Source organism: Sulfitobacter pacificus (assembly GCF_030159975.1).
GTDB lineage: Bacteria > Pseudomonadota > Alphaproteobacteria > Rhodobacterales > Rhodobacteraceae > Sulfitobacter > Sulfitobacter pacificus.
In genome coordinates this window covers 438,536-457,621 of sequence record NZ_BSNL01000001.1, presented here as the reverse complement: position 1 = coordinate 457,621, position 19,086 = coordinate 438,536, and the positions used below count along the sequence as shown (strand labels likewise).

Genomic DNA, 19,086 nt, shown 5'->3' with positions numbered 1-19,086 from the left:
GTACTGCGGTAGGGTTGGTTGAAATTAACGAAAGCCCAGCAGATGCCAATCTCGGATACAACCAAATCACTTGCAACCAACCTGATCGCTTATGGTGCGTCAGAAGTGGCGGCCAAGGCATCGCGCCTCTTGGTGGTGGTTGCCGTGGCTCGCACGCTAGATCTGACACAGATCGGCATTGCGGCATCCGCGATGGCAGCAGGCGACCTTCTGAAGGCGCTCACAGAAAACGGTGTGGGCCAACGTATCATAGCAGCCGACGACGACGCACTAGAGGCCACATGTACTGCAGCACATCGCATTTTTTGGGTCTGGTGCTCAGGTCTTTTCATGCTTCAGGCATTGATCGCAGGTGTGTTGTTCCTGTCAGGCGGCAGCGCGCTGCTTGCCGGGTTGATCCTGCTGATGGGCCTGGAATATCTCTTCATGCCAGCGGGTTTGGTGCAGGTCGCGTTGGCCATGCGAGCAGGCAAGCTGCGCCAGACGGCAGCCATTGGCGGTGCGCAAGTGGTCGGCGCAAATCTGCTCTCGATCTTGTTGGTACTGGTATACCCTTCCGCCATTGCCCTGATCCTGCCGCGTGTTTTGTCTGCACCGATCTGGTTGTTTGCTGTGCGGGCCTTGCACCCGTGGTCGCCCAAGGCAGGCACCGCCCCTGCCCCGCTGCGTCCATTCATCGACTATGGCTGGGCCGTTCTGGGCATCGAGGTGGTCAAAGTTCTGCGCTTGCAAGGGGACAAGATTGTGGTCGGCATGACGATGGGGCCGCAAGCACTTGGTCTCTACTTTATGGCATTCAATGCGGGCCTTAGTCTCTCCAACGCATTTGCCGCCGCCTTTTCCACCGTCTTATTCCCACACCTCAGCCGATCCGCCGATCCTGCTGCGGCCATGCGCCAAAGCGTGATTGTCGGGCTCGCCCTGATCGCGCCTGTTGTGATCCTGCAATCCCTACTTGCGCCCCTCTATGTGCCTGTGCTGCTGGGTGATGGCTGGGAGGCTGTGGCACCGCTTGTCTCCACCCTTTGCCTCGTTGCGATCCCCACCACCCTTTGGGCCACCGCCGCAGGCTGGCTGCGGGTGCAGGGCAAACCGCAGGTCGAACTCTGGATGACCGCCGCCATTGCACTTGCTGTCCTTGCCAGCACCGTTCTGCTTGCCCCCCTCGGGCTGTTCGCGATGGCTGTTGGTTACCTTGCTGTCACGGGTGGGCTTATGATCCTCGGTGCTTTTGCGACCCTCCACACTGATCTCTTTCCCTCCTACCAACAGGTGCAGCCATGACCGACTTCTCAATCATCATTCCGTGCTTCAACGCTGTCGAAACCCTCCAGGCGACGCTAAGCAGCATACAGGCCCAGACCTGTGATGATTGGGAAGTCATCTGTGTGGATGACGGATCAACCGACGCCACACTGGACATGCTGCATGCCGCAAGCGCCCAAGACCCCCGCATTCACGTGCATCACAATATCGGCAAAGGTCCGAGCTGCGCGCGTGACTGTGGCGCGTTGCTCTTTTCCAGTGGCGGCATCATCGCGTTTTGTGATGCTGATGACATCTGGGGCCCTGACAAGCTGAGCGAGCTTGCCGCCTGCTTTGCTGATCCAAAGGTTGACGCCGCATTTGGCAAGATTGCGTTCTTTCAAGACGATCCCACTTTGGCCACGACATTTTCAACCGTCCCGCCCGCTCCGCTGAGCATTCCTATGCTGCTGGGTGAGAATCCGGTTTGCACCATGTCCAATATCGCCGTGCGCCGCACCGCATTTATGCGCACCGGCGGATTTAACGAAACCATGGTGCACAACGAAGACCTTGAATGGCTGATCCGTCTGGTGGGCACCGGTGCGCATGTGGTCGGCATTGATACATGTCAGACATGGTACCGCACATCCCACTACGGCCTGTCCGCAGATCTTCGTGCCATGCAAAAGGGCCGAAACTGTGCGATCCAAACTGCCGCGAAATATGGACATACGCCCAGCAAACAATCGGATGCGATTTTCTTGCGATATCTCAGCCGCCGCGCTTTGCGGTTGGGTCAGGGGCGCGTGTTGCCTTTGAGCTTTGCCCTTAAAGGCGTTCTGCACAGTCCCGCCGGTTTCTTTGATGCGCCACGGCGCGGTTTGGCCACGCTTGCCGGTGCGCTTTTGGCCCCAGTTCTTCCCGCGCGCCTCTCCCAACACCTCTTCTCCCGTTAATCCATCATAAAGGAGGCTCTCATGCCCCTCGTTTCCATCATCGTCCCTGCCTTCAATGTAGCCAAAACTCTGCCTGCAACACTGAATGCCCTGCTGGCCCAGACGTTTACCGACTACGAAATCATCGTGGTTGACGATGGCTCTACCGATACAACGGCTGCCTTGTTGGAGGAATACGCTGGCATCCCCAACTTCAAAGTCATCAGCCAGCGCAATCGCGGTTTGGCAGGCGCACGTAACACCGGCATTGCTGCAGCACGTGGACTGTACATCGGTTTTTGCGATGCCGACGATCTGTGGGTGCCTGAAAAGCTGGGATGCCATGTAGCACACCTGCATTCCGCCCCCCATGTTGGCATCAGCTATTCCGGATCAGCGTTGATCGATGACGACGGTGCCCCGCTTGGCATGGCGCAAACCCCCCGCCTCAAAAACATCACGCCTGAGCATATCTTCAAACGCAACCCAATCGGCAACGGGTCCGCCCCTGTCATCCGCAAAGCCGTCTTTGCCGCCATCGCTCACCGCCCTGCATTCGAGAAGACACGCGACTGGTACTTTGACGAGACTTTTCGCCAATCCGAAGACATTGAGTGCTGGTTGCGTATTGCATTGACCACAGAGTGGCAGTTCGAAGGTATCGAGGGCGACCTGACGCAGTACCGTGTCAATGCGGGAGGCCTGTCTGCGGCCACGGATTTGCAACTTGCCGCATGGGAGCGGATGGTCGCCAAGCTCTCTCTGATTGCGCCTGAGTTCTTTGCCAAGACCGCCAAGACCGCACGGGCGTATCAACTGCGTTATCTTGCCCGCCGCGCGATCAGTGACAAAGACACGGGCCGTGCCGTTGATTTGTTGACGCAGTCTTTGGCCCAGTCCTGGAAGCCCCTGTGGGAAGAGCCCCGCAAATCGCTCACCACAATCGCTGCCGCGATGGTTTTGCGTTTGGCCGGCCCGCTGGCGCTGGATGTCATGATGGCACGCACAGGAGCAAAGGCATGAAACAGCTGCCCAAAGTTTTGCACCTGATTGACGACACGACTGCTGGTGGCGTGATGCGGGTTCTTGATTTTCTGCGCTCTGACCGCGATTTGGCGCAGACAGCGGATCACGAGGTGAAAACTGTGAAACGCGGCAAGATCATCGGCAATCTTGGCCATGCGGATGTTATCGTTTCGCATCTTGCCTTGTCGTGGCGCGGCCTGCCGTCGCTTGTCGCCCTGCGCGCCACCTATCCCCGCACGCCCTTGGTACATGTGGAGCACAGCTATACTGAAGGCTTTGTGACACATAACGTCCCCAGCATTCGCCGTTTCAAGGCATTGCTCAAGCTGGCTTTTTCGTTTTTTGACCGCATCGTGTGTGTCAGCGATGGGCAGGCGAACTGGATGGTATCCAGTCGTTTGGTACATACTGATAAGCTGTCCACGATCCAGTCCTGTGTTGATCTAAGCGCATTTCGTGCCTTGCCCGCGCCAACCGGCCCCACCCGTGTTTTTGGTGCCATCGGACGGCTGGATGATCAAAAAGGGTTCGATACATTAATTAGGGCATTTCGCCAGTGCCCTGATCCAGACATCCAGCTGCAAATCATTGGTGAAGGTGCAAAAGAACACGCACTGAAAGCACTGGCTGGAAACGATACGCGCATCGTTTTTCGGGGCTTTCAGTCTAATCCCGTAACAGCATTGGCTGATGTCGATGTGGTGCTGATGCCCTCACGCTGGGAGGCCTACGGTCTGGTTGCAGTTGAGGCCCTTGCCGCTGGCCGCAGGTTGCTGTGTCACAATATTGACGGCCTCAGCGATCATGCACGGCATGGCGGAGTGATGATGGAAACGGCAAACATCAAGGAATTGAGCGCCCTGATCGCAAGAGAAGCCAATGGGTATAGCAAGGTAATGGAGGCATCCATCGTGCGGACCACGCGGCAATTGGAGAACCGGTTTCGCGATTGCTGGCAGTTTATGTTGCGTGAGGTTGGCGTTTAGTGTCCGTCGTCAGAGTTTTGAACCCAAGAGCGGTGTAAGACAATGCGTCCTTTAGCTCGCTTTTGGAACGAGCCTTGAAGAAGACTCTATCTTTCTCCAAATCACAACGATAAGTGCCGTGGCAATGCTCTGCGCGACTGCGAAAACGATCATTGCGCTCAGAAGGCCAAGCCTGTCCGCCAAAACGCCGCTGGCGATAACTGGCATCGAAAATCCTAAGTAGGCATAGACGAGCAGACCTGCCGTTGCACGGGCGCGATCATCCGGCGCACGCGACGAGACTTCAGCGAGCGAAGCAACTCGATACCGATGGGCGCCGCGCGAAACGGTCCCGATGTCCAGTACTTCAATGACAATCTGCGCATTGGGCGTTTTAGTGCGAAATTGCATGTACTTCTTCATCTCATCACGATCGCAGGTCATCGAGAAAAAGAACCTGAGCGCAACGATGCGCGCATTGAATGTTGATGGCGTGACGTTCGTATCCGCCATGTGCAACTGATAGGCGCGCAAATCATCCGGCTCTGCGGTATCAGGTGAACGACCAAGGAACGTCGTGAAATCCTTTGGGGCCCGGATATGGGCCTTTTGCGACGTCTCCTGCATCCCGCGAATGCGCATATCTTCCATCATCCGCTCACGAAGCGGGCTTACTTTCTCCTGTGTCATGGGAACCTCCTGTTTGACGATTGTGAAGGTCTCAATCATCAGCCAAGATCCCAGAAACACGAAAACAACGTCAAATCAGGAAGTAGAACGACCGCAACAAGCGACATTGCCGCGCGAGCGGCTTAGTCCTCGAGCCCAAAAGTACCGGATGCTGCGTTGAGCAAGGACGTCCGGTGTTTAAGAGTTGGTGAGAGAAATCTGTCAAGTCTTATAGGAGCGTCACCAAGCGTTTGTGGCCAAGGATGTTACATGGTTCCGGGCGTCGCGCCTTAAGTGCCAAAAAAGCCCTTGCGGTGTATTTTCCAGACTTGGTGAATGACGGGCTTTGGTCTGAAGGAATAGATACTCTGGAAAAACCAATCAGCAGGCGCAAAGAGTAGCATAATATACACAAGAATATTCTTTCTAGCTTTCGGTGAGTGGTGCAATACTCTAGCGCTTATCGTATGATTTAACATGTACACAATTTCGAAATATGGACAGGTGGCGCATGTCTTTCAGATTATCGCGACGACAGATGCAAGGCCCGCCGATGTCGGATGTCGCCTTTGCGGAATGGTTTGTTGATGAAATTATGCCAGAAATGCATCCGATCCCACGCCGGGAACTGATGCGCGTAGAGTGTCTTCGCAATACAAAATCAGCTCGCGCCTATCTCAAGCATTTCGGTTTTGAGGTGACTTCAGATCAAGGCCAAGTCATGAGCCTTTTTTGGCTGTTGGGCCCCAACCTCTTTGAGATTGAGCCATTCAAGGCGATCTTTGAAGATCGTGAAACCCCTGCTGAAACTCGTGTAAACGCGCTGTGGGACGCCGATGATGCGGCATGGCACCGGGCCGAAGTCAATTGCGACGACCGCTATTGGCACCCCAGATTGGTGTCCGGTAACGTACTGGGTTTAAAGGCGTATTCTGATATGACCAAGGAGGAGCTGGACGCGCCTATCGATGAAGATGAGACCGATCCTTGGAGCCAGTTCCATGACAACGACTAACCCTTCGTGGCGCGGGGCGCGGAGATGACTGATATCCTTAACAACACCCAAGCACCTGACACGCCCGATGTGCGTGCGGCGCAGACACGGTTGGATGCAGCGCAGGCGGAATGGGTCGATGCAGGTGTTGAGGCGGGCCTGCTGGTTGCTTCGCTCAGTCCGGTTGGGGGGCAGGTCGCTGACGGTATCTCTTTGGCGCGCAACGTGGCTGGCGGCAATTACGGCGCAGCGATTGTGGACGGTATCGGCTTTGTTCCGGTGCTTGGCGACGTATTCAAAGGCTGGTTCCGAGGCGGTCGAGTCGCCCGTCGCGTGCAGCAGGCCGAAGAACTCCTGAGTGCCGGACGCCGGCAGTTTCAGCGCGTTTCAGAGATCGCTCGACGAAAGGCCGCGTCTGGTGTCTTGCGCCGAAGGATGCAGCAACGACGCGACAACATCATGCGCAAATACGAAGGCTGCCAAGATGAGGTGTGCCGTGCGGCGCGCGACGCAGAGTTGCGAGATATGTACTCTCAGCATGGACGAAATTTGCCCGCCGAAAGCACGGGGTCGTTTCGAAATCCGGACGGATCGCCTGCACCGCCGGGCGAAGGCACGTTCATCCCCAACCCAAACGACAGAACCGGAGGTGATCTGGCGGATGCGCTCGACGAACATGGGGCGAGCGGCATTCCTTATTCAAACGGCCAGCCTGACTTGTCCGGTTTTCCGCCGAGAGGATCTGCTGGACCGGATGGAAATGCCTGGTCGGTGGAAATCGAACAAAGTCTTACAGGAGAGCGTGGTGCGGATCGCAATGCGTCTTGGGGGACTTGGCGGGATCAGTACGGTGACACCCATCGCGACCCGAGCGGTGGGCATTGGCACCATTCCGGCGACGGGGCGACGATGCAGTACGTGGATGCAGACATTCACGGGGCGCTGTCGCATAGCGGCGACGCTTCGATTAACCAATCACCTGAATTCTAGAGATATTCGAGACGAGGGAACACATGTCTGAACTGGTATGGCGCGAAAACTGGCAGTTGAACGATCCTGCCGAACTTGATCTGAATACGGATGGTTCGTTCACCATCAAAGATCCGGTAGGTGATATCTTTTTGCCGGATGACTACATCGCCTTCATGCGTCGTTCCGAAGGAGCCGCGTTGCGGGATCGTGGGTCGTGTTTTCTCGGGCAATTCCACGACGGTGTCATTATTTTCGAAATCGAATGGCTTGGCAGTTTAAGAAATCTACGGCTTTCGACACGGCGCAACTATTATGACGACGAGGCCGAAGACTTGCTACCACGCTTCTTGGCGTTTATCGGCTACGCTGAACCAGGCCCCTCGGACGTCCTTATCAACGTCTCCAAAGGTGATCCCGACTATGGCAAGGTTTACGTCTGGACCCCGGCTAAAGACCCGTGGATGACGGGCGACAACACGCGTGGGTTAGGATGGGTTGCCGACAGCTTCGCCGACTTCATGAACAACCTTGCGCCCAAAGAGGCGCTATGAACGCAATGACTGGTTTTGGCCCGGTCGTCTGGGCGGCGGATATTGCCGCATATCCCGACGCCGTACGTGCCCTGATGGGGCCGATGGCCCAAGTCGAACTTGAGGAAGATGACTTTGCCTGCTTGACCGGTGAGGCCAAAGCCATCACCCCTGACAGCCAGGACAAATTAGACGAGGCCTTGGCAGATTTCCAGAGCACGGGCGCGTTTCTGCGACTGGGTCTGTGCAGCTTCAAGTTGGGACCTGGGCGGCTTTTGCCTATCTACACCGGGACACAAGCCGCACTGACGCTGGCACAGCGAAATGCGCGGGTGCAAACCGTTGCGAGGGCCATGGTATCAGCCAAGAAAAAACGCCTGTTGTACCTACGCCCGCACCTCAACATTCCGCGTTGGAGCGAGTTTCGCGTTTTCATCAAAAACCGCTCTGTCATTGGTGTAAGCCAGTATCATTGCGACCAACGCTATTTGCAAATTCACCACTATGCGGCTCAGATCGAGAATACCATTCAGGTGCTCTTACAGCACCTGTTGCCCGCCCTTCATGTAGACAACACTGTTGTCGATCTCAGCATCGATCCAGAACAGAAAACAGCGCTCTTGCTAGAATTGAACCCGTTTGTACGTCGCACGGGATCGGGGCTGTTTTCGTGGACTAAACCTGGTGATTTCGATGAACGGATGAGATTTCTTTGAACGCTAATACGCCTCATGGAAACCAGTATCATTGTGTCAAGCTGCAATGATCCGGTCTGGGATATCCTTGGCGACAGCCGCAAATATGATCGTTTTTAAATCTAATGTATTGTTCAGCAGTCATTGGCACAGCCGCAGCGAAAGTCGGTAAGGTTCCGCGTCTTTCGCGTTCAAACAACGCGCAGCGAACGGTCGGGATGCATTATGACACGATTTCGCCCCCAGCCACGCACGATCCAATTTACCGCGCTGGGCTGCTAGATCCGAATAGAACAAGGCTATTCCAAGCATCGAAACCGGTGCAACTACAAGCGGTGGAATTCCCGATTACCCGGCTGACTTCATAGCGGCGAGGCGCACGCTCCAAAGGCTGACGCAGGAGAACTTGGCGGATGCGGCCGGATTAACTGTCCGTACAATTCAGAAGGTAGAGAGTGAGCGGCATTCGCCGGACGTTCAGACTCTGCGCAGTATCGCACGCGCGATTGGCTTTGACGTGGCAGTATTCGATAAGCCGACGCCAGATCAGGAAAAACGGCAACAAGAGGAGATGAAACGTGCATTGAGGCAGACGGCCCTCGTGCCAACGTCACCTATTAGAAAGGCGAACGACTTCTATTCTCGCAACAAGGCGTGGCATGCAATCCTGATCAACACCGAAGCGATTGAGGCGGACGACGCGCTAGCTTTGGCGGCTTCGATATCCGAGTGGATGGACGATCTCGATGGGATATGGGAGATTAGCACGGCGAGCCAACGCTTAGATTATGCAAGTAGCATCGCAGCTTTGTGTCAGGAGCTGGAAGCCCTTGATTATCCCACCCATTTTTGCAGCTTTCGTCAGCAGCATATGCGGGACAAAGGAGCGCTCTGGGACGTGGGTTTGATCAGCTTCTTGCCGAAGGCAGAGCATGATGGAGACCGCTATGGTCTTGTGACCTTGGATGACCCCTGAGAGTTTCCGGAGCAAGATCGCCCGAAGTTGTGATCTCTTCTGGTAAAGTGCTGTGGGTCCATGGCAATGCCAGTATTTTAGGTCCGTTACCGTGATCTCACCCGGCGTTTATTGCAGTTCCTGACGGGTCTGGACGCTGGTTCCATACCAGGACGATGATCCCTGTCACAGTGATCTGGGCGATCGCAAATACCACCATCGCAGATAGAAGGCCGAGCATATCTGCAAGGGCGCCGCTGGCGATTACGGGAAGAGAGAAGCCGAAGTAGGCGTAGACAAATAACCCAGCTGTTGCGCGCGCCCGGTCATCTGGCGCACGCAAGGAAACCTCAGCCAATGAGGCGAGATAGGTGAAACCGTAGCTCGCTGCACTGGTGATGCAGCTGCCAATAAGAACAAATGCCAGTACCTTCAGCCAAACACCGGCCAGAAGAACCAGAAAACCAAGCGGGATCAGAATGAAACCTAGAGCGAGGGCACGCGCATTGGTTATACGTCGTGCAATCGGCTGGCACAGGAACCCCACAAAGATGGCCAGAAAAATGACGAGACCGGTCCACCCTCCGAGATTGTTTTCGGCCAGCTCTAATGGAACGACAGCGATGGTCATGCCGGTTGTAGACCACGCCAGTGCCATCGCCGCTCCGAAGACCCACGTTCCCGCAGAGAACACCGGGAAGCGCAAAAGCGATACTGGCCTTGGCTTGTCAATGCGCGGCAATGTCAGGGCAATCATTGCCAGAACTGGCACAGCTACGAATAGGGCAATGTAGCTGGCTGGTAAGAGCGTGTGGCCTTGCAGGCCGAGACTGATACCAGTTGCCAGTGCGCCGCCGCCAAACCCTAGAGATGTCGCCGAAGTTACAATAAGAGCCGCGTTCCTAGCGCGATCTGCGCCCAGGATTTCAGTCATATAGGCGCTTCCGGCTGTTGTTGCGAGGCCCGTGCCGATCCCGAGCATGAACCGTGCGATAACCAGACTGATCCAGCTTGGGATTTGCACGAGAAGCGCTGTCGCAAGGGCCCCAAGGATCAGCGCCAGTGCAATCGGTATCCGCCGCCCAATCCGGTCTGATAGGCCACCGAGCAGCAAGAGCGTTGGCATGAGCCCCCCGACATAGGCTGCAAATGCGACCGTTACGGCCGTCGCACCCACATTACTTTCCGCCGCGTAGGCTTCATAGAGAGGGGCCTGCAGATTCACGGCAAATGTCACCGTGAACAGACCAAGGGCGAGAATTGAAACCGGGATCACTTTGGGCATGGGTGGACCTCGAAGATTGACTTGAGATCGAAATGCCATGATGAAAGAAGTATGACAATTATTCTATTGTACTAGATACAGTGAGATTATGAAGAAACCCAAATACGTGCGTTTGGCCGACATGCTTTCTACCGCGATTCAGAATGGTAAACTGGCTCCGGGCACGAAGTTGCCAACGCATCGGAACTTTGCAGAACAGGCTGGTGTGGCTCTTGCAACCGCGACAAGCGCCTACAGAGAGCTTGAAAAGAGAGGTTTGATTATCGGTGAGGCCGGTCGTGGTACGTTCGTGCGCGACCTCGGATTGCCTCCAACGCTTGGCGTTCAGCAAACTGCTGCCGACGGCCTTGTCGATCTTATCTTCAACATGCCTGGCGGTGCGGGTGACGCGGAAATGCTGCGTGCAGGATTGCGGCAACTCGCAGTGGCGGGAGATCTGGAGGCCATGCTGCGCTATCAACCCCACGGTGGGCGAGCGCATGAACGCCGGATCATCGCCCGAAGTCTTACTTCAATTCTTGGTCCAATTGATCCGGAACGCCTTCTGATGACATCCGGCGGTCAGCATGGGCTGGCAACCATTGTACTGGGGCTGTTGCGGCGCGGGGAAGCGGTTGCAACGGATACGTTGACCTATCCGGGCTTCAAATCCATCGCTGCCCTACAGGGCCTCGAACTTGTTCCGGTAGAAGGGCAAGCCGGCATAATGGACCCTGACGAACTGGACCGGCAATGTCGCAATAAAAAGATACGTGCGGTCTATTTGATGCCGACAGCCCATAATCCCTTGGGGTCAGTTATAGATGAAATGACGCGCCTGCGTATCATCGTGACCGCACAAAAGCATGACCTTCTGATCATCGAGGATGCGGCATATGCTTTTCTGGAGCCGAACCCGCCACCAAGCCTGTTTTCACTCGCGCCTGAGCGAACGATCTATGTGGGCGGTTTCTCAAAAAGCATCGCGACGGGGTTACGATTGGGCTATGTGGTTTCCCCGGCAACACATATCGACCGATTGCTTGAAGCGATCCGAGCGACGACTTGGAATGTCCCGGCCATAATTTCCGGTTTGGTCGCAGGTTGGGTGGAGGACGGTACACTCGCCAGATTCGAAGAGGCGCGAAAGCAGGGTGGGGCGAAGCGTCAGCAAATTTGCAGGGCTGTTCTGGATGGGTCGGAGGTTCTCGGGCATCGCAACGCTGGTTTCGCCTGGTTGCCATTGGAAAAAGGGATTCGTGCCGAACCAGTGGTCACGCGCCTCAAGGAGCTTGGTGTTTCAGCCTCTGGGGCAGAGCCCTTTGCAACAACGCTTGCTGTACCGCAGGCATTGCGGCTCGCATTTGGCGGTGTTCCAATTGACGAACTTGACGGGGTGCTCCAGAAAGTCCGTGATGCTGTCAAAGAGGTTTCAGGGGCGTAGGTATCGCAATGGACAATATCGGTCCCTTTTGCGAGCGACAAAACCAAGGTCGAATATCTTTTCGTGTGTCGGCTGCAGATCAACGGAAGGAAATTTCGATCACAGATTTTGAAAAGAATATGCCTTTGCAGGCGACATACACGCGCAGTTTCAACTTATAAAAGACGCGTTTTATAGCGGAGATGAGCAAAAATTTTGAGCACGCTTGGCACCGTATGTGACGCGCGAGATAACCTTCGTCGCGGAATTCTCGACCTGGTAATAGACGCAGATTGAAGCGAACCGCCGCATGCGTCAAATAACTTCAGTACCCTCGTTAGCCATGACCTGCTTCCCTGAAAAGTCCGGTGTTTTGAGTTAGCCTTTTCTCCAAGAAGGAGACAGATGATGAAGAGAAGCCGTTTCAGCGAATGACTTGCTCCCTTCAATTGAATTATGAGGAAATGGTTGCGCTTGAGCAATTCTTGACTCGGTAGTCAGGTGTCCATCGTCAGGGTTTCAGGACCATCCAAAATTTCCGGTATTGCAAAGCCCCGATCTAAATTTTCGAGAAACTGGGTAACACGTGATGCGTTGATCTCTTCAAAATCAGAACACAAGACAATGCTCTCTGCTTCCAGAAATGCCGAATTACTTCGAATAGGCATCGGGATTTCTGCTAAGGCAAAACTGGGGGCAAGGCCAATCCAACATGAAGTGATGCAACGAAATATCATGCGCATTACATCGGGCAAAGTCATCCTTGTTTCAAGGGACCCCGTTCAATCGTAGAACGCTAAAAAAATACAGGTTACCCAAACAGCAACTGTCAAAGATCAACGGCATCTCCGTCCGCGATCTGTGAGTTCACCCAATCCCAAATTTTGCGCTTGCAGCGAATTACCGCAAAGCGGGCTACGACCGCAGCATCCGAGCAGGTGTCGAGAGTCCGCTAAGGGCCGGCCCGTCACTGGCTTCGCCGACATGTGATTCAATGCTGCGCCGCATCCGATGGCCGCGAAGAGCCCAACGCGGTCGTCGTGACTTTGTGCGGCGTGCGCACGCAGAGAGAAAATTGCTGCGTCTGCATAAATCTCTTTGCGGCCATGCGGTGGGACAACCAGTCATTCATGCCTCCCGCAGCGGAAACGGTAGGCCCAAGGATCGAGTCGCCCGTCTGTTTGAACATATCAGATGTTAGGCTTGTAGGTTGCCAGCTTCGCACCGAACCCAATAAAAACAACGCCAGTAACGCCTTTTAGCCACCGCTGAAAACTACCGCTTCTGGCGATCGAAGTTAGTCGAGACATCAGAAGAACCATCGCCCCGAACCAAATCGCATTAATCATCGAATGGATGAAGACCAACATGAATGAGGCGGTCGCGGTCGTCTCACCTAGGGTGATGAATTGCGGAAATGCAGCCAGATAAAACATCGACACCTTCGGATTGAGCGCATTGGTCAGTAAACCCTCAACGTATGCCTTCGACCATGTCCGCCTTCTGTCGCCAGGCGTCTCTTCGCCAGTAGTTTCAAAGCCTTGCCAAGCGGATACAAGGGCTTTGACACCGATCCAACAAAGATAGGTCGCGCCAAGGTATTTCACGATGGCAAACGCGGTTGCCGACTGGACTAGTATGATCGAGAGGCCAAGTATCGCCATCGCGCCGTGAAGGTAAAAGCCAGTGACGAACCCTGCAACATTGGCAAACCCTGCCGCTCGCCCAGATGTCGGCACGGTCTTAGCGATCAAAACCCCGTTCGGTCCGGGCGACATCACAAGCAGGCTTGCGACAAATGCAAATGCGATGATTTCGGACAACGCCATGAGTTAACCTCCTAAAATTTTGCCGTTAAGCATCACCGAATTTCTGCGGCCGTGCAATACGTTAATTGGGCTCGGTGCTGCCGAGTGCACATGCAGCACAGGCGCACTTGGTCGACTTCCCAAAGAGGCCCTTGCCAAGGACGATACAATCTTATTGCCAACATGATGCTGGTGACTGGGTTTGGAGGGAGGCATGGAGGGCAAATCATGCCAAGAGGCCAACTTCCCGCAACAACCCCGAAGCGCAGAGGTTGGAACAAGGGGCGGATAATCGGTCAAAACCGGCCTTTGCTGCCTAAGCAGGTGTGGGCGATCCGTGCAAGGCTCGAACTAGCGGGTTACCTGCGCGATCTGGCGTTGTTCAACGTTGCCATCGACAGCAAGCTCCGCGGCTGTGATCTCGTCAGATTGGCTGTGTCTGACCTGGTAAAGGATGATCGTGTGCGCGAACGTGTTTCGGTTGTCCAGAGCAAGACCAAGCGGCCAGTTTAGTTTGAACCGACGGAAAACACGCGTGAAACTGTGCTGGCTTGGGTTAAATCATCCGAGATGTTTGCTTGCCGTTTCATGTTCGTGAGCCGGTTCCACGACCGAACGCACATCTCCACCCGCCAGTATGGTCGGCTTGTCCGCGCTTGTCCTTGAACCAAGTGGTTATGGCAGTCATTTGTTACGCCGGACCAAAGCAGCGGAAATTTATCGAAAGACCGGCAATCTCCGCGCCGTTCAGCTATTGCTTGGTCACACCAAGGTCGACAGCACCGTGCGTTACCTCGGCGTCGAACTCGAAGATGCCTTGAGCATCGCTGAGCGCATCGATATCTGAGCTATTTTGGCGAGCGGTCCTGCCGTTCTCCATTTCAAAGCGGGTGTCCGTCCATCGTGCGGCGTTGGTTGGTACTGAGCCCAGTTCACCAAATGCTGCGCTTTGCACGAATGCCTGCACTTTGACAGGTTAGAAATGAAACGAAATGAAGGCGAGTTTCGCCCGGGAGCTGAGCCAAAGATGAAACGAGCGTTTTCGGCCAACGGCGAACCGCCGACATTTTCTTTCGCTAACCGTTTATTTCGTTTGAAACTTAAATCTGCATTTTCCGCCGCCACGAACGATGCACTCGCTATGATCAACACTGCATCCGGACAGGGAACCAAGGAGCGCGAGATCCATTGAGCAAACCTCCGGATGCTCTTCAGCTACATCATGAAAGATGCAATGGTGCGCAACGATCTGTGGCGGAGTTTCTGGCGTTTCCTGATCAGTTTCCAGGACTGTTTCATACCCCAGAGACTTCATAATTTCAGATATCCTGGAAACCCTGTCTGCGATGGGCATCGACGCGAGATCCTCTTTCACACCTTCGGCCAGAGAGTGGCCCAGATTCTCCAGCAGTGCCGTCAGCTTTCCTTCTCCGAGGTCCTGCTTCACGGCACCTATCAGCAACGTTGCAATGAGCGAGTATGATTGGGTAAAGGTCGCCTGTCCTTCGCGGGTCAGGCGATACGTCTGGCCGGGCCTGCCTTTTGTTTTCTCAACATCATGCCTCGCGATCAGACCATCGCGCTCAAGCGTTTTGACATGCTGGTATGTGGCGTTGCGCGAAATGCCCAACCTCTGAGACATTCCATCAATGTTCACTCCCTCCGGAGCATAAAGCAACGTTTTCAGAATTTCTGTCTGACTTGATCCAAGCATTTTCACCTACCTGTGTTCTTCCAATTGGACATAGGACGAACTTCTAGTTGACGCAACTTTGTAATGTTTATAATTAACAAAGTGTATGATTCGTGAGGTAAGAATGAACAAGCCGACAAACATCGCGCTGCCCCCAAGCAGAGAAGAGGCGATGCACGCCGTCAAAACACTGCTGGACTGGGCCGGTGACGATCACACCCGTCCGGGGCTACAGGATACGCCGCAGAGGGTGGTCGATGCCTATCGCGAATGGTTCTCCGGGTATCTTGAATCCCCGGAAGAATATTTGACCCGGACTTTCGATGATGTGGATGGGTATCAGGACGTCGTCCTGGTCAAAGACATTCCGTTCACAAGTTTTTGCGAACATCACCTGGCACCCATCATCGGCACTGCACATGTGGCTTACCTGCCTTCTGACCGGGTGGTCGGACTGTCCAAACTTGCCCGCCTCGTCAGAACTTTTGCGCGTCGTTTGCAAGTTCAGGAACGCATGACGGCCCAGATTGCATCAACCCTGCAGGATGTACTGAACCCGGAAGGCGTGGCCGTTCTGATCAAGGCGGAGCATCACTGCATGTCAACGCGTGGCGTTCATGTCCACGGTACTGAGACCATCACTACCGAGATGACGGGCGCGTTTCGTGACGATCCCGATACACGAAACCGCTTCTTCGAACTTCTCAAGCACTGACCAACAAGGAGAGACCGATATGAAACCTTTTAACCTGATTTGCTGCCTCGCCGCCGGCACCATCGCCACAAATGCTGCGGCCCAGGACGGCATGAATGACCTTGAAATAGCCCATTCAGCATATGTCGCGGGTGTGATCGACATCCGCTATGCTCATCTCGCGGCGGCGTGGACGGAAAACCCGACGGTGCTTGAATTCGCCACGACCATGTTGCGGGATCATACTGCAGTCAACGAAGCCGCGCTGAATCTGCTTGCCGACCTGGATGTTGCCCCTCAGGACAACGATCTTTCAAAGGCACTTCTTGAAGGTGCGGCCGCCAAACGGGAAGAGTTGGCCGGTTTGTCCGGACATGATTTCGACTGCGCCTATGCAACCAATGAGCTGGCCTACCATCAATTGGTGAATACCACGGTCAAGGACAGCTTTATCCCGGCGGTTACTGTCGAACCGCTCGGTGAATTGCTGAAGGATGCCCTAGCCACCTTCCGGCAGCATGAAAAACATGCCGAGATGATGGTGGAGACGCTGCAATGCGAAAGCTGACTGATACCATCAATCGGCGCGTGTTCGGCGCGTTGCTTGGCGCAAAGCTTGGAGTCCTTGCGACAGGTGCGAGCGCCTACACTCGATCTCTAAATCAACGTTCACAAGCCCATACCGTGACGATCAAGCGATTCAGGTTCGTTCCCGAACATCTTGAAATCAAAGTGGGTGATATCGTGGAATGGGTAAACGAAGACAACGCGCCTCACACCGCGACCGAAGACAACGTGGTTTGGGATACCGGCAATCTGGAAAAGTCCGAATGGGCACAGATAGAGTTCAAAGAGGCAGCCACCTATAACTACATCTGCGCTTATCACCCTCACATGAAGGGGACTTTGACCGTTCTGGCATAGTGTCTGTCGTCACGCTCTTTCAAACCAAACTAGGACTGAAGTCACGGTTAATCGCGGCCCCTAAAGGCCGTCGATCGACTCATTTTGCCAAAAACCAAGGAGACTTAACATGAAAACCGTTTCGCTTACCGCACTTTTCCTCGCCTTCGGGATAGCAACAGGTACAGCTCAGGCAGATGGACACGCCACCGCTCCCGTGTCTGAAGCCAATTGCATTCTCGTCGATAAGAATGACATGAGCCTTTACACATTTGACCCCGACACATCCACATCATCTGCCTGTAACGACGGCTGCGCTGAAGCTTGGCCTCCGCTGATCGCACCGGCAGATTCCGACGAACTGGACAAGTTCACGTCAATCACACGTGATGATGGCACCAGGCAGTGGGTTTATGATGGCAAGCCCCTGTACCTGTGGGTCAACGACCAGCAACCCGGTGATACTACCGGCGATGGCGTAAATGACGTTTGGCACCTCGCTCGCCCATAGTCGGCAGCAGAACAAAATCTTCGAGCCCGACTGCTGTCGGACTAATTCCACCACTCACGAAACCATCCAACAGGAATATCTAGATGACGTATGCACTTGCCACCTTTCTCGTGAGCGCTATTGGCGGTCTCGTTCTGGCCGCCTCTGTGCTTCGAGGAAAGCTCGCACCCTGGGCTCTCTCGTTGGTTCATGCCGCTCTCGGCGCTCTAGGCCTACTTCTGCTTGCCGGAGGCGCGTTGAATGGTGAAGCAAGCTGGCCGCCACGAGTAGCTCTCGCGCTGCTTATCGTCGCGGCCCTCGGCGGCTTCTATCTTGCAAATCTCCATCGCCAGAAAATCGTGGCTCCAGCACCGGCAGTTGTTGTTCACGCCGGTGCTGCGGTTGGCGGGGTTGCGCTCTTGCTGCTGTCAACTCTCGGTCTCTTGTAACGAGTAACACAATGCGAGTCCTTGGCCACCCAATTCACCCGATGCTGGTTCATTTTCCGATTGTGTTCTGGCTGACCGGATCAACATTGGATTTTTTGTTCTGGCTGAATTGGATGGCTGACCCCATCCTCGCGATATGGTGCCTGGGGCTGGGGGCGGCCATGGGAGCAATTGCGGTGGTTCCCGGGTTTGTTGATCTTCTGAAACTCGAAGAGCGGCACGTGAAGGTAGCGAACTGGCATGCCGCACTCATGTGTTCCGCTTGGCTCCTGTTCCTGGCCAGTTTCCTCTTGCGATTTCAAGATGGCACTATTCGAACTGAGTTGCCAATCTGGGTGCTCATATTGGACCTGATCGCAATCATCCTACTGGCCGCTGGCGGCGTGTTGAGTGGTGAACTGGTTCACAAACGCGGCGTAACCTTGACGGCAGACCGAACAGCGCCGAACCCTTCTAGACCAAGTTCTTCTGAAACTTCACGCAAACACAGCCAGAATGCAGGTCTCCGCTAGCGTTCCACCCTCCGCATCCAGATCCTGCTTTGAATCCCTACTGACCACAAACGCAATGCGAAGGTAACACCAATGAAAAATATCATGACAGCCACTGCGATTACTTCTCTTCTGACGCTCGCTTCATACACGAATGCGCACGTTACCTTGGCAGAAGTCGAGGCTGTACAAGGAGAACCCCCCGACTTTTGATTTCTCGGCGGTTTCACGGACATGCTGCTCCAGCAGTTGCCGCGCTTCGAAGACCGCCCCGGTCTCTTGCGCCCGGACGCTTGCGCGCGACCCGGCTGCCGGGATGAAGGCGTAGCCCGTCTTGACCTCGTAGCATTCCGCCGCTGCCTCGCTCATCACCTCGATGGCGCTAACAATCTCGCGCAGCTGCAGAAAGCGCGCCTGCGCCTCCTCAATGGCGGTCTCGGCGATCTCCGATCCGTCGTGAGATTTTGCCAGCGCGCCGATCTTGTCGGCGGTGCGGTCAACCTCCTTGCCGAGCGCCACCTTGCGGCGCTGCAGGATCGTGGCGAGTCCATGGGCCAGCGGCTCGATTTCTGCTTCAAGGCCGGTCCCGCGCAGCTGCCCGAGCAATGCCTCGAAGCTTTCGTGGATGATACGGTCGGTCAGGATGTGATCCTCCGGGATCGGTAGCTGTGCGTCCTTTTCCGTGAGCCCGAAAAGCTCGATAGTCTCGTAGGTGTTTGCGGTGTCGTAAGCCATGTCTGATCTCCAGTATTCGTTTCCAAGGCCACCACGTAGGTGTGGTAGCATGGCCGAATGCCTGGTTTCCATGTCTGACGTCAGCGCCTATGGGACCAAATAGGGCTATTTGCTAAGAGAGGGTTTGTTGCTCATCGTAACCACTGA

The 19,086-nt window shown here is 54.9% G+C and carries 21 protein-coding genes and 2 pseudogenes; 17 read left to right on the top strand and 6 right to left on the bottom strand.

The features are described from left to right. Nucleotides 1-42 precede the first annotated feature (42 nt). Genes QQL78_RS02290 through QQL78_RS02275 form a run of 4 tightly spaced genes read left to right on the top strand, consistent with a single transcriptional unit; the run spans nt 43 to nt 4,195 of the window. Nucleotides 43-1,284 carry an oligosaccharide flippase family protein gene (locus tag QQL78_RS02290; RefSeq protein ID WP_284370154.1) on the top strand — a complete coding sequence of 414 codons (1,242 nt, stop codon included), beginning with the start codon at nt 43-45 and terminating at the stop codon, nt 1,282-1,284. Next, on the top strand, nt 1,281-2,204 hold the full coding sequence (locus QQL78_RS02285) for a glycosyltransferase family 2 protein (protein WP_284370152.1): 924 nt from the start codon (nt 1,281-1,283) through the stop codon (nt 2,202-2,204). Before QQL78_RS02290 ends, QQL78_RS02285 begins: the two co-directional genes overlap by 4 nt. 21 nt (nt 2,205-2,225) lie before the next feature. Further along, entirely contained in the window at nt 2,226-3,206 is a 981-nt protein-coding gene (locus tag QQL78_RS02280) for a glycosyltransferase family 2 protein (protein WP_284370150.1), read from the top strand. Next, entirely contained in the window at nt 3,203-4,195 is a 993-nt protein-coding gene (locus tag QQL78_RS02275; protein ID WP_284370148.1) for a glycosyltransferase, read from the top strand. Before QQL78_RS02280 ends, QQL78_RS02275 begins: the two co-directional genes overlap by 4 nt. 51 nt (nt 4,196-4,246) lie before the next feature. Here the strand turns inward: QQL78_RS02275 and QQL78_RS02270 are convergent, their stop codons facing one another. Continuing rightward, complete coding sequence (locus QQL78_RS02270) at nt 4,247-4,903, bottom strand: site-specific integrase (protein WP_284370146.1); 657 nt, start codon at nt 4,901-4,903, stop codon at nt 4,247-4,249. 493 nt (nt 4,904-5,396) lie between these two features. Here QQL78_RS02270 and QQL78_RS02265 point away from each other — a divergent pair, with 493 nt between their 5' ends. The 5 genes from QQL78_RS02265 (at nt 5,397) to QQL78_RS02245 (ending at nt 9,010) form a co-directional block, all read left to right on the top strand. Then, the gene (locus tag QQL78_RS02265) at nt 5,397-5,858 is read left to right on the top strand and encodes a hypothetical protein (protein ID WP_284370144.1); all 462 of its coding nucleotides are present in this window, start codon (nt 5,397-5,399) and stop codon (nt 5,856-5,858) included. A gap of 24 nt (nt 5,859-5,882) precedes the next feature. Continuing rightward, nucleotides 5,883-6,827, top strand: a complete 945-nt coding sequence (locus QQL78_RS02260; protein ID WP_284370141.1) for an HNH endonuclease — start codon at nt 5,883-5,885, stop codon at nt 6,825-6,827. Between the two features lie 23 nt (nt 6,828-6,850). After that, nucleotides 6,851-7,360 (top strand): SMI1/KNR4 family protein, encoded by a 510-nt coding sequence (locus QQL78_RS02255; protein ID WP_276151921.1) that lies wholly within the window; start codon nt 6,851-6,853, stop codon nt 7,358-7,360. A 5-nt stretch (nt 7,361-7,365) separates the two neighbouring features. Further along, on the top strand, nt 7,366-8,055 hold the full coding sequence (locus QQL78_RS02250) for a cell division cycle protein 123 family protein (RefSeq protein ID WP_284370135.1): 690 nt from the start codon (nt 7,366-7,368) through the stop codon (nt 8,053-8,055). 280 nt (nt 8,056-8,335) lie between these two features. Beyond that, nucleotides 8,336-9,010, top strand: coding sequence for a helix-turn-helix domain-containing protein (locus tag QQL78_RS02245; protein WP_348540756.1), 675 nt, complete (start codon nt 8,336-8,338; stop codon nt 9,008-9,010). 97 nt (nt 9,011-9,107) lie between these two features. Here the strand turns inward: QQL78_RS02245 and QQL78_RS02240 are convergent, their stop codons facing one another. Then, nucleotides 9,108-10,274 (bottom strand): MFS transporter, encoded by a 1,167-nt coding sequence (locus QQL78_RS02240; RefSeq protein WP_284370133.1) that lies wholly within the window; start codon nt 10,272-10,274, stop codon nt 9,108-9,110. Between the two features lie 88 nt (nt 10,275-10,362). Here QQL78_RS02240 and QQL78_RS02235 point away from each other — a divergent pair, with 88 nt between their 5' ends. After that, the gene (locus QQL78_RS02235; protein WP_284370131.1) at nt 10,363-11,697 is read left to right on the top strand and encodes an aminotransferase-like domain-containing protein; all 1,335 of its coding nucleotides are present in this window, start codon (nt 10,363-10,365) and stop codon (nt 11,695-11,697) included. Between the two features lie 476 nt (nt 11,698-12,173). Here QQL78_RS02235 and QQL78_RS02230 read toward each other — a convergent pair whose 3' ends face one another. Then, nucleotides 12,174-12,431, bottom strand: a complete 258-nt coding sequence (locus QQL78_RS02230) for a hypothetical protein (RefSeq protein ID WP_284370129.1) — start codon at nt 12,429-12,431, stop codon at nt 12,174-12,176. Nucleotides 12,432-12,866: 435 nt separating this feature from the next. After that, the gene (locus tag QQL78_RS02225; protein WP_284370127.1) at nt 12,867-13,505 is read right to left on the bottom strand and encodes a LysE family translocator; all 639 of its coding nucleotides are present in this window, start codon (nt 13,503-13,505) and stop codon (nt 12,867-12,869) included. A gap of 207 nt (nt 13,506-13,712) precedes the next feature. Between QQL78_RS02225 and QQL78_RS02220 the strand changes: the two are divergent. Then, nucleotides 13,713-14,331, top strand: a pseudogene (locus QQL78_RS02220) (tyrosine-type recombinase/integrase). 237 nt (nt 14,332-14,568) lie between these two features. Here QQL78_RS02220 and QQL78_RS02215 read toward each other — a convergent pair. Continuing rightward, nucleotides 14,569-15,198, bottom strand: coding sequence for a helix-turn-helix transcriptional regulator (locus tag QQL78_RS02215; protein WP_284375404.1), 630 nt, complete (start codon nt 15,196-15,198; stop codon nt 14,569-14,571). Between the two features lie 103 nt (nt 15,199-15,301). Here QQL78_RS02215 and folE point away from each other — a divergent pair, with 103 nt between their 5' ends. The 6 genes from folE to QQL78_RS02185 all read left to right on the top strand — a co-directional run bounded on the left by folE (nt 15,302) and on the right by QQL78_RS02185 (nt 18,225). After that, complete coding sequence (folE, locus tag QQL78_RS02210) at nt 15,302-15,892, top strand: GTP cyclohydrolase I FolE (RefSeq protein WP_284370125.1); 591 nt, start codon at nt 15,302-15,304, stop codon at nt 15,890-15,892. 19 nt (nt 15,893-15,911) lie between these two features. Next, a complete protein-coding gene (locus QQL78_RS02205; RefSeq protein ID WP_284370123.1) occupies nt 15,912-16,439 on the top strand; it encodes a DUF4142 domain-containing protein in 528 nt (175 codons plus the stop codon). Then, entirely contained in the window at nt 16,427-16,795 is a 369-nt protein-coding gene (locus tag QQL78_RS02200) for a cupredoxin domain-containing protein (RefSeq protein ID WP_284370121.1), read from the top strand. Before QQL78_RS02205 ends, QQL78_RS02200 begins: the two co-directional genes overlap by 13 nt. 109 nt (nt 16,796-16,904) lie before the next feature. Beyond that, nucleotides 16,905-17,285 carry a COG4315 family predicted lipoprotein gene (locus tag QQL78_RS02195; RefSeq protein WP_284370119.1) on the top strand — a complete coding sequence of 127 codons (381 nt, stop codon included), beginning with the start codon at nt 16,905-16,907 and terminating at the stop codon, nt 17,283-17,285. Nucleotides 17,286-17,368: 83 nt separating this feature from the next. After that, on the top strand, nt 17,369-17,713 hold the full coding sequence (locus tag QQL78_RS02190; RefSeq protein WP_284370117.1) for a hypothetical protein: 345 nt from the start codon (nt 17,369-17,371) through the stop codon (nt 17,711-17,713). An 11-nt stretch (nt 17,714-17,724) separates the two neighbouring features. After that, nucleotides 17,725-18,225 (top strand): DUF2231 domain-containing protein, encoded by a 501-nt coding sequence (locus QQL78_RS02185; RefSeq protein ID WP_284370115.1) that lies wholly within the window; start codon nt 17,725-17,727, stop codon nt 18,223-18,225. A gap of 168 nt (nt 18,226-18,393) precedes the next feature. Here the strand turns inward: QQL78_RS02185 and QQL78_RS02180 are convergent. Next, a pseudogene (locus QQL78_RS02180) lies at nt 18,394-18,939 on the bottom strand (DUF2493 domain-containing protein); the annotation flags it as partial. Between the last annotated feature and the right edge of the window lie 147 nt (nt 18,940-19,086).

What these genes read in the sequence shown, in the direction of transcription:
- QQL78_RS02290 (WP_284370154.1), top strand. Translation starts at nt 43, where the DNA reads ATGCCAATCTCGGATACAACCAAATCACTTGCAACCAACCTGATCGCT.
- QQL78_RS02235 (WP_284370131.1), top strand. Translation starts at nt 10,363, where the DNA reads ATGAAGAAACCCAAATACGTGCGTTTGGCCGACATGCTTTCTACCGCG.
- folE (WP_284370125.1), top strand. Translation starts at nt 15,302, where the DNA reads ATGAACAAGCCGACAAACATCGCGCTGCCCCCAAGCAGAGAAGAGGCG.
- QQL78_RS02185 (WP_284370115.1), top strand. Translation starts at nt 17,725, where the DNA reads ATGCGAGTCCTTGGCCACCCAATTCACCCGATGCTGGTTCATTTTCCG.
- QQL78_RS02285 (WP_284370152.1), top strand. Translation starts at nt 1,281, where the DNA reads ATGACCGACTTCTCAATCATCATTCCGTGCTTCAACGCTGTCGAAACC.
- QQL78_RS02265 (WP_284370144.1), top strand. Translation starts at nt 5,397, where the DNA reads ATGTCGGATGTCGCCTTTGCGGAATGGTTTGTTGATGAAATTATGCCA.
- QQL78_RS02200 (WP_284370121.1), top strand. Translation starts at nt 16,427, where the DNA reads ATGCGAAAGCTGACTGATACCATCAATCGGCGCGTGTTCGGCGCGTTG.
- QQL78_RS02255 (WP_276151921.1), top strand. Translation starts at nt 6,851, where the DNA reads ATGTCTGAACTGGTATGGCGCGAAAACTGGCAGTTGAACGATCCTGCC.
- QQL78_RS02190 (WP_284370117.1), top strand. Translation starts at nt 17,369, where the DNA reads ATGACGTATGCACTTGCCACCTTTCTCGTGAGCGCTATTGGCGGTCTC.
- QQL78_RS02205 (WP_284370123.1), top strand. Translation starts at nt 15,912, where the DNA reads ATGAAACCTTTTAACCTGATTTGCTGCCTCGCCGCCGGCACCATCGCC.
- QQL78_RS02215 (WP_284375404.1), bottom strand. Translation starts at nt 15,198, where the DNA reads ATGCTTGGATCAAGTCAGACAGAAATTCTGAAAACGTTGCTTTATGCT.
- QQL78_RS02270 (WP_284370146.1), bottom strand. Translation starts at nt 4,903, where the DNA reads ATGATTGAGACCTTCACAATCGTCAAACAGGAGGTTCCCATGACACAG.
- QQL78_RS02280 (WP_284370150.1), top strand. Translation starts at nt 2,226, where the DNA reads ATGCCCCTCGTTTCCATCATCGTCCCTGCCTTCAATGTAGCCAAAACT.
- QQL78_RS02195 (WP_284370119.1), top strand. Translation starts at nt 16,905, where the DNA reads ATGAAAACCGTTTCGCTTACCGCACTTTTCCTCGCCTTCGGGATAGCA.
- QQL78_RS02250 (WP_284370135.1), top strand. Translation starts at nt 7,366, where the DNA reads ATGACTGGTTTTGGCCCGGTCGTCTGGGCGGCGGATATTGCCGCATAT.
- QQL78_RS02225 (WP_284370127.1), bottom strand. Translation starts at nt 13,505, where the DNA reads ATGGCGTTGTCCGAAATCATCGCATTTGCATTTGTCGCAAGCCTGCTT.
- QQL78_RS02275 (WP_284370148.1), top strand. Translation starts at nt 3,203, where the DNA reads ATGAAACAGCTGCCCAAAGTTTTGCACCTGATTGACGACACGACTGCT.
- QQL78_RS02240 (WP_284370133.1), bottom strand. Translation starts at nt 10,274, where the DNA reads ATGCCCAAAGTGATCCCGGTTTCAATTCTCGCCCTTGGTCTGTTCACG.
- QQL78_RS02260 (WP_284370141.1), top strand. Translation starts at nt 5,883, where the DNA reads ATGACTGATATCCTTAACAACACCCAAGCACCTGACACGCCCGATGTG.